This window comes from uncultured Bacteroides sp. (assembly GCF_905207245.1).
Lineage (GTDB): Bacteria > Bacteroidota > Bacteroidia > Bacteroidales > Bacteroidaceae > Bacteroides.
Genome location: NZ_CAJLKP010000078.1, coordinates 21,098 through 28,914, shown reverse-complemented (window position 1 = coordinate 28,914; position 7,817 = coordinate 21,098). Strand labels below are relative to the sequence as shown.

Here is a 7,817-nt window from a genome sequence, read left to right as displayed (position 1 = left end):
TGCAGTGAGCGTTTATGCTCAAAACTTCAATGGACTTGACATGAATATGGGTAATTTGTATCGTTTGTCCGATGCAAAAACCCGCTCCATCAGTCCTGAAAACTTTACCGGCGAAAAAGGTAAGGGTGGTATGGCTGATCCGGTGAGGGATAAAGATAAACCTAATCAAGCTAATGCACATCACGCAGCAAAGACCTTGGGACAAGGCTGGAAGGTGAATCCTTATGTGAATATCGGTCCTAATGAGACTTTTACATTGGCTGAAATAGAAGGTCCCGGCGCTATCCAGCAAATCTGGATGACTCCCACAGGTGAGTGGCGGAAAACAATTATCCGATTTTATTGGGATGATGAGAAAGAGCCTTCTGTAGAATGTCCCATTGGTGATTTCTTCTGTAGTGGCTGGGGAGTGTATTCTCCATTATCTTCACTGGCCGTATGCGTGAATCCGGGCAGCGCATTCAACTGTTACTGGCAAATGCCTTTCCGCAAAAAGTGTAGAATCACTATGGAAAACATTGATCCGAACAATGAAATGCGGGTTTACTATCAGATAAATTATACATTGACTGAAGTTCCTGAGGATGCCGCTTACTTCCATGCACAATTCCGTCGTTCAAACCCCAATATGACTTCTGACCATGTATTGGTTGATGGCATCAAGGGTAAGGGTCAATATGTGGGTACTTACATGGCATGGCAGGTCAATAACAGTGGCTGGTGGGGTGAAGGAGAAATTAAATTCTTCATGGATGGTGACAAGAAGTTCCCGACCATCTGCGGTACCGGTACAGAAGATTATTTCTGTGGTTCCTACAATTTTGAGAATAAAACAACCCGCCAATATGAGGAATTTTCTACCCCTTATGCAGGACTTCACCAGATTATACGCCCCGATGGAGTATACCGTTCGCAACAACGTTTCGGTATGTATCGCTGGCATATTCTTGACCCTGTTCGCTTTGACAAGGACTTGAAAGTTACTATTCAGGATCTTGGATGGCGCAATGATGGTCGTTATCTTGACCAGAAATCAGATATCTCTTCTGTTGTATTCTGGTATCAGAGCGAGCCTCATGCCAAGTTCCCGGCATTACCTTCGGCTGATGATCTGGAAGTCGTCAGACCTTTTTAAAAAGAAAATCACGAGAGACAAATAACAACTTAAATTTATCAACCTTATTACTTTAAGTCTATGCCTAAGTTTAATCAAGAACGGATTATTTCCGGAACAATGCGGCTGATGGCATTGGTATGTATGTTATGCGCATGCCAGTTTATCGCTGCACAGACAAAGAATTTCCAGGGTGTTGTGAAGGATTCAAAAGGTAACACTCTGCCGGGTGTTACGATTTTGGAGACGGGTACTGCGAACGGTGTTTCGACGGATGTCGATGGACGTTTTGAAATTAAGATGACTCCGGGTAACACACTAACGGTGAGTTATGTCGGTTATGTAACGCGTACTATTCAGACGAATGCAAATACCTCTTCCCTTAATATAACTCTTGAAGAGGACGTTTTCTTGTTGGATGATGTAGTGGTGGTGGGCTACGGCTCAATGAAGAAGGGAGAAGTGACAAGTGCCATTACTTCGGTGAAAAAGGATAACTTCCTTGCCGGTATGGTGAAGAGCCCCGAACAGTTGCTTCAAGGTAAAGTAGCCGGCTTACAGCTTTCTAATTATACCGGTGACCCGGTGTTGGGACTTGAAATGACTATTCGTGGTGTAAATTCATTATCAGGCAATACCAGCCCGCTGATAGTCATTGATGGTATTCCCGGTGGTAGCATGACGGCTATTTCAAGTGAGGATATTGAGTCTATTGACGTGTTGAAAGATGGTTCGGCTGCTGCAATTTACGGTACACGTGGTACGAATGGTGTGATTGTTATTACTACCAATCGTGCCAAAGCCACGAAGATGTCGTTGGAATACAATGCATCCGTATCATTTGAAACTATTTCCAAACATGCAGATATGTTGACTGCGGATGATTATCGTAACTTGAAAGATAATTCTGATTTTCCAGGTATTCAGGATGAAGGAACTACCACTGATTGGGTAGATGCAATCAGCCGTACAGCTATCAGCCAGAATCACTTTCTTTCTTTGAAGGGTGGCAATGCCCAGTCCAATTATGTGGCTTCTATCGATTACCGGAAGCGTGAGGGTGTCATCAATAAGACAGACCGTGAATCCATCACTGCAAAAATCGGATTGAATCACAATATGTTTAATGATAAACTGCGTTTCCAGTTGAATATCAATGATAGCTATGTCACTCAGCAACGTGCATGGTATTCTGCCTATCTGAATGCTTTGTTGGAAAATCCAACGCGTCCCATTTATGATGAGAACGGAAACTATACTGAATATAAAGTCAATCTGAAACCTTATAACCCTGTTGCCATGATTAATGAAGAATATGACAAAGAGGGATATAATCAACTGATGATGAGCGGTAAGATGACAGTTACCCCGATTGAAGGGCTTAATTTGAGCGTCATGGGAGCTCTTCAACGCTTTGACCGTATGGAAAACAAGAGTAACTCTTTCAAGCATATGTCTACGGTTGTCAATGGTGATTATGGCAATGTGTGGAACTGGGCTGACAACAGTCTGCAGAAAACGTTGGAATTGGTAGGTGATTACACCAAATCCTTAGGACTGCATAATCTGGGTGCTATGGCGGGCTATAGTTATCAGGATGATGATGCTAAAGGATTATATCAATGGGCGAAAGATTTTCCGACGGACATGTTCGGTCCATGGAACATTGGTTCCATGAATGATATGAAAGATAACAAAGCGGCTATGACCAGCTATAGAAATACACATAAGCTTATTTCTTTCTTTGGCCGTGTGACTTACAATTATGATGAGAAGTACATGTTCATGGCAAGTTTGCGCCGTGAAGGTTCTTCCCGCTTTGGCGATAACCACAAGTGGGGATGGTTCCCTGCCGTATCAGCCGGTTGGCGCCTTAGCAAAGAGAATTTCCTGAAAGAGGTGAAATGGCTGGATGATTTAAAATTCCGTGTCGGTTATGGTGTTACGGGTAACGAAGTGAATGCAAACTTGCTGTCAATGTATCTGCTGGGTTATGGTGGCTATGCTTACATTAATGGTAAATGGACACAGGGAGCTGCACCTTATCAGAATCCAAATCCCGATTTGAAGTGGGAAACGAAAAGCGAGCTGAACTTCGGTCTTGATTTCTCTTTCCTGAAGAACAGACTTTCGGGTTCGGTTGACGTTTATCATCGTGAGACTTCGGATTTGCTTTCTACTTACGAAGTTCCTACTCCGCCCTATATTGTATCGAGCATGATGGCAAACGTAGGAAAAATCAGAAATCAGGGTATTGAATTGTTATTGAGTGGTACAGCTATACAAACCAGGGATTTACGTTTTGACATAACAGGAACTTTTTCCTATAACAAGAACAAGATTGTATCTCTTTCTAACGGACTTTACCAGAAAGATTACTGGTATGCAGGTGCTACAGGTTCACCGATACAGACGCATACACACATTGTAAGAGAAGGTGACCCGGTAGGTAATTTCCATGGTTTCCAAACACATAGCCTTACATCTGATGGTCTGTGGATGGTTTATGGAGCCGATGGTGAACCGAAATTGCTGACGGATGCCAATGACGGTGACAAGCGGGTAATAGGTAACGGTATCCCTACAACTTATGGTAGTCTTAACCTGGCATTGAATTATAAGGGCTTTGATGTTTCTGTAATGTTCCGTGGTGCATTCAACTTCCAGGTGCTTAACCGTCAACGCATGCATTGGGAAACAACAGCACGTATCGGCGAAGGCAATCTGCCACGCTCCGTACTCGAGAAACCATTTGGTAGTAATTCCTATGTAAAGGGTGCTCCTGCCATGCAGAGTTACTATGTGGAAGATGGTGATTATGTGAAACTGGATAATGTAAATATCGGTTATACGTTCAAACTAAAGAACCAGAATGTCATTCAGCGCCTTCGTCTGTACGTAGCGGGTAACAATCTGCTTACTATGACGGGCTACAAAGGACTGGATCCTGAAGTCAGCATTAAAGGGCTTGCGCCCGGTGTTGAAGGTTCCGGTGCCGGTGAACTTTATCCGACAACACGCCAGTTTACTGTTGGTTTAAATCTTTTGTTTTAACCTTTAAATTTTATAGCAATGTTTAGAAAACAATATATTATCACTGCATTCCTTGCCCTTACTGTGGTATTCAGTGGTTGCACTAATCTTGATGAGGAAGTTTTCAGTAGCATTCCGGAAAAAGATTTCTATAAGACCGAGTCTGAGTTTTTGGCAGCTATGGTTCCGGTTTACTCAAGTATGCGTGCTATGACCGATTGGCAAAACTGGTGGGATCTGGAAGAAACGACCGATGTATGTGTCACTCCTGTCAAGAATCACGGTTTGTGGTATGATGGCGGCATTTATATTCGTCTGCACCAACATTCATGGACGGAAGAAGACCCGCATCTGAATGCTATCTGGAATGTGTTGTATGCAGGTGTGTCGAGTGCCAATCGTGTACTCTATCAGTTTGAAAACTCTTCCATAGAAATGGCTGGAAAGCAAAATTACATTTCGGAGTTGAAAGTGGCACGTGCATTCTATTATTATCTGTTGCTTGAGGCTTTTGGAAATGTACCTATCATCGACCGTTTTGATGTGCCCGACGGCTATCTTCCTGCTACGGAGCCACGTGCAAAAGTCTTTCAATTTGTGGAAACGGAATTGAAAAACAATATCGATAACCTGAGCGAAGACAGATTGAGTACTTACGGGCGCTTCAATAAGTGGAATGCCAAAATGCTGCTTGCGCGTATGTATCTGAATGCTGAGGCTTGGATAGGTACGCCTATGTATAGCGAATGTGAAGCTCTGTGTGATGAAATCATACTTGCCAATAAGTATAGGCTCGATGGCGATTACTCATTGCCATTCTCTACAAACAATGAGTTGAGTAATGAAACAATGTTTGTCATCCCGTTTGATGAAACGAAATCCGGCGGGCAGATATATATGTGGGCACGCAAGACGTTGCACTATTCGCAGATGCAAACCTTTAGTCTTCAGGCTACCTGGCTGGATGGAGGTTGCTTAGGTGTTCCTACTTTCTTTGACAATTATGTGGAAGGTGATGAACGTTTGGAAAAGACATGGCGGATGGGGCAGCAATATGCTCTTGACGGAACTCCTCTATGGACAAACGGTTGGTGCGGTGACCCGCAAATGTTACTCAGTTATACCAGGGAGGTTACTAATATTAGTGGTGACGCCACGATGTATCAGGGTTATCGTTTTGGCAAATATGAAATCAAGGTAGGTGCTACCGGAACCCCAGACAATGATTATGTCATCATGCGTTATGCCGAAGTGCTTATGACAAAGGCGGAATGTATTCTTCGTACCGGTGGAAATTCACAGGATGCGGCGGACTTGGTGAACGAAGTGCGCAGGAGAAACTTTGATACTGCAAATGAGTTGACTGGTGCTGAACTCGAAGCTACCATATCCTGCAATGGAGTACCGGTGAAGTATGGCCGTTTGCTTCAGGAACTGGGTGTCGAATTTGCCCTTGAAGGTTTACGTCGTAGTCAGTTGATTCGCTTTGATGATAACTATACGAAAGGTACCTGGTGGGAACATACACCTACAAATGACACCAAGCGTAATTTAATGTTGATTCCGTTCGACCAATTGCAGCGTAACTCTAATTTGGTACAGAACCCGAAATAATCATGTTACTATCCGGTCAGTATGGTCTATAAAGTGTTCTGGCCGGATACTTTAATTTACATATCCATACTAAATATGACAATAAAGAAATTCTATATCCTATGTGCCGCCTTATTCTGTTTCATGGCTGTCTCGGCCCAACAGAACATATCCGTATCATCGCCCGACGGGAAACTCAAGTTTCTGTTGAAGATAACTCCGGAAACCGTTTCTTACGAGGTTAATTACAAAAAACAGTTGTTGGTGGAGAACTCCCTGCTGGGATTCAGTTTCGACAACGGTGAATTTGGCAGTAATCTGAAAAGCGGTAAGGTTCGTCGGAAATCTATTGATGAAACCTATGAATTGGTGGTTGGTAAGGTGAGTAGTGCCCGTAATCATTGCAATGAGATGATAGTTCCTTTGCAGGAAAAAGAAGCTCCGGGAAGGTTAATCAATCTGGTAGTGCGGGCTTTCAATGACGGAGTGGCTTTCCGCTATGAGTTTCCTGAACAGGAAGGATGGAACTCCTATGTGATGTATGATGAGAAGACCCAGTTCAGGCTGAATGGCAATCCGATGGCGCTATTGATGTACCTGCCGGGATATATCAACACGCATGAAGGGGTGTACACGCATACGGAATATGATAAGATAGCCAAGAAGCGTCTTATTGAAATGCCTGTAACCCTGGAATTTGATAACGGCATATACATGTCGATTACAGAAGCGGCTGTCCGCGATTATGCAGGCATGTATCTGGTGAAGGAGAAGAATGGCTTTGCAGGTAAACTGTCTCCTCGCCTGGGACAGGAGAAGATAAAAGTGGAAATCAGTGAATTTCCGCACCGTACCCCTTGGCGTGTACTCTCTGTAGCCGACCGTGTGGGCGGACTTCTTGAAACAAACATCCTTACCAGTCTGAATGAACCCTGCAAGATTGAGGATACTTCATGGATAAAGCCTTGCCGGACTACATTCACCTGGTGGAACGGCAATGTGGTGCCTGATAGTACTTTCTCTCCCGGAAACAACTTTGAGACAAACAAGTATTACATTGATTTTGCAGCCCGTAACGGTCTGGATGCCCATGGTATCTATGGTTATGCCGAAACTCCCTGGTATTATGACGATAACTTCAACTTCGGTTGGGCAGGTCCGAATGCCGATATCACTCGTCCGATACCTTGCCTGAATATGCAGCGTGTTGTAGAGTATGCCAAGAGCAAAGGAGTGGGAATACATTTGTGGGTACATTGGCGACCGCTCTATGATAAGCTGGAAGAGGCTTTTGCACTTTATGAAAAGTGGGGCGTAAAGGGCTTGATGGTCGATTTTCTGGATCGTGACGACCAAGAGATGATACGTATTCAGGAAGAAATTCTCCAGGCGGCTGCCAGACATCGTCTGTTTATCCAGTTTCACGGCTCCAGTAAGCCCTCGGGACTTACCCGCACTTACCCTAATGAATTCACCCGTGAGGGAACGCTCAATTATGAAGTTTGCAAGTGGGATACATTGGTGAATGCCGACCATGATATTTCCGTTCCATTCACCCGTTTGCTGGCCGGACCCACCGATTACCATTTGGGAGGCTTCCGTGCGCTTCCACGTTCTGAGTTCAAGATTCAGTATGTCAATCCCTATGTGATGAGTACTCGTTGCCACATGATGGCGATGTATGTGGTTCTGGAAAACCATCTTACTTCCTTATGTGATACGCCTATGGCTTATGAAGGACAACCAGGCTTTGAGGTATTACGTACAGTTCCCGGTACGTGGGATGAAATGCGCGTGCCATTGGCCGAATTTAATAAGTATGTCACCGTAGCCCGCCGCAATGGTACGGACTGGTGGGTAGGTACTTTAAACGATGGTACAGCACGCACATTAAACCTGAAGCTGGATTTTCTGGATGAGGGAGAATATCGGGCGGAGATATATACGGATGCTCCGGATGCTGAGAGGAATCCTAACCATTTGAGTAAGGAAATACGTACAGTGACCTGTAAGGATAAGATAGAACTGCCTTTGGCTGTTGACGGAGGGGCTGTGTTGCGTATCTCTAAATTGTGAT

The 7,817-nt window shown here is 44.2% G+C and carries 4 protein-coding genes; all 4 read left to right on the top strand.

Annotated elements, in window-relative coordinates:
• Nucleotides 1-4 precede the first annotated feature (4 nt).
• The 4 genes from QZ135_RS19675 to QZ135_RS19660 all read left to right on the top strand — a co-directional run bounded on the left by QZ135_RS19675 (nt 5) and on the right by QZ135_RS19660 (nt 7,816).
• Nucleotides 5-1,135, top strand: a complete 1,131-nt coding sequence (locus QZ135_RS19675; protein WP_294613320.1) for a glycoside hydrolase family 172 protein — start codon at nt 5-7, stop codon at nt 1,133-1,135.
• Between the two features lie 60 nt (nt 1,136-1,195).
• Nucleotides 1,196-4,168, top strand: coding sequence for a SusC/RagA family TonB-linked outer membrane protein (locus tag QZ135_RS19670; RefSeq protein WP_294613317.1), 2,973 nt, complete (start codon nt 1,196-1,198; stop codon nt 4,166-4,168).
• An 18-nt stretch (nt 4,169-4,186) separates the two neighbouring features.
• Entirely contained in the window at nt 4,187-5,761 is a 1,575-nt protein-coding gene (locus QZ135_RS19665; protein ID WP_294613314.1) for a RagB/SusD family nutrient uptake outer membrane protein, read from the top strand.
• Nucleotides 5,762-5,836: 75 nt separating this feature from the next.
• Nucleotides 5,837-7,816 carry a glycoside hydrolase family 97 protein gene (locus QZ135_RS19660; RefSeq protein ID WP_294613312.1) on the top strand — a complete coding sequence of 660 codons (1,980 nt, stop codon included), beginning with the start codon at nt 5,837-5,839 and terminating at the stop codon, nt 7,814-7,816.
• Nucleotide 7,817 lies beyond the last annotated feature (1 nt).